This is a genomic window from Pseudomonas lundensis (assembly GCF_001042985.1).
Taxonomy (GTDB): domain Bacteria; phylum Pseudomonadota; class Gammaproteobacteria; order Pseudomonadales; family Pseudomonadaceae; genus Aquipseudomonas; species Aquipseudomonas lundensis.
In genome coordinates, this window is record NZ_JYKY01000066.1 from 1 (window position 1) to 1564 (window position 1564).

Annotated in this window: 1 pseudogene; it reads left to right on the forward strand. The window is 49.4% G+C overall.

From position 1 onward, the window contains the following. Nucleotides 1-1480 (forward strand): annotated as a pseudogene (locus TU74_RS22845) (hypothetical protein); the annotation flags it as partial. Nucleotides 1481-1564: the final 84 nt, after the last annotated feature.

Sequence of the window (1564 nt, forward strand, 5' to 3'; positions counted from 1 at the left end):
AGATATCTGCAACCAGATCCCAGGCTGCGTCGGGGAGTTCATACCGCTTTGCCATCTTGGCCTCCTGGCTTTAATGGCGGTGTATTTTACAGAAAATCGTATTTCTTGGGTTTACGTACAGAGCCTAGGTCGCGTGGGCCAGTCTTTGACCTGGTATCACTTAGCTCAACTGATCTCTCAAACGCTGGATGAAAGTCCGTGGACAGAAAATCAGAAAATGAATTATGAGGTTCTGATTGGTAAGCTATTTCTCAACGCCAATTTTACAGACGTTGAAAGAATCGCCTGGCTGCCGGACAAATTGAATCAACTGGATCTAGGGCTCAGTGCAGATGCGCTATTAGTTTGCTTAGGTCATGAAGATAAAGCGGGGCCTGAGGATGAGCCAATTGATCTTAACTTTATGAACATGTGGCGCAGTATTGATATGGGAGCCCCGGTGGCCCCACTCGACCTGTATCTGGATCGCTGGACGACCATAAGCTCATATATCCTCGGTTGTAAGGTGTCTGTGTCTTTTCCGGTGAAATCTCCATGCATTGAGTTAGCGCAGCAATTGCTGGCTGTACTGGAGAGCTTCTGCGCACCGATGATGGCAGACCATGCAGCGGCTACAGTGCCCGCCGTGAATATTGATGTCCTGCTGGAAGATGAGGACGACTTCATACTGCGGCACAGCTTCGACACCGCTGCGCAGGTAACCTCTGCAGAAATCCTCTGCTCGCCTTTCAGCATCGCCAATTTGACCGATGAACAACGAGGCACGATCCGGCAATTTTACAGTGAATTCTGCCTTCACTTTGTGTCCACCATCTGTCCTCAAATTGGCTGGTCGAAATTCGAAGAGATGCTTCGAGACGACAAAGCCCTGGAACGAGCAGTCGTCTTCAACTGCAATATTGGATTGGACAGCTATTTCATGGGGCGTGATGCCGTCCCTGGCATCGGGTCTCATCAGGAAGCTACCCTTGAATTGCACAAGCCAACACGGCGTGTGACTTGGTTTGAGCACCACAATATAGAGCCCATGGATTGGCGGCCTAAGTCTGATGTGCCTGAAGAGCGTCCAAAACATCCGTTTCAGTTTTCAACAATGAAGCATCGAGAGCTAAAAGTTGTTTCTCTCATCCAAGAGAGCCTGTGGAATCAAGCCGGCTGGAAGGGGCTGGGCTTTCAAACATGCGAAGGCGAAATTCCAGTGTTGATGTTCGGCTTCGAGAATGCCGCTGTTGGGCATAAGATATTCGAAAATATCGCGAAAACCATCGGGGATAAAGATCCCAATAATGCACTGCGCATCGCATTGATACGAGGCATTAGCAGGCAGAACCCAGCGCATTATCGCGTGGCCGTCACAAGTAATCTTGATCGTTCTGATGATGGGTCTTCGAGGATCCAAACGGCACTCTCTAGGCTTCATACTATGACCCCGAACTCGGCGGTCTCAAGGAGCAAGTGCAACAGTCAGTTAATTTTCTGAGCTTGCTAAGCGAAACAATCCCGCTTCCAAAACATCGTTATCAATGGGCGTCTGACCGAACCGAGCTTACCTGACTAAGCACAA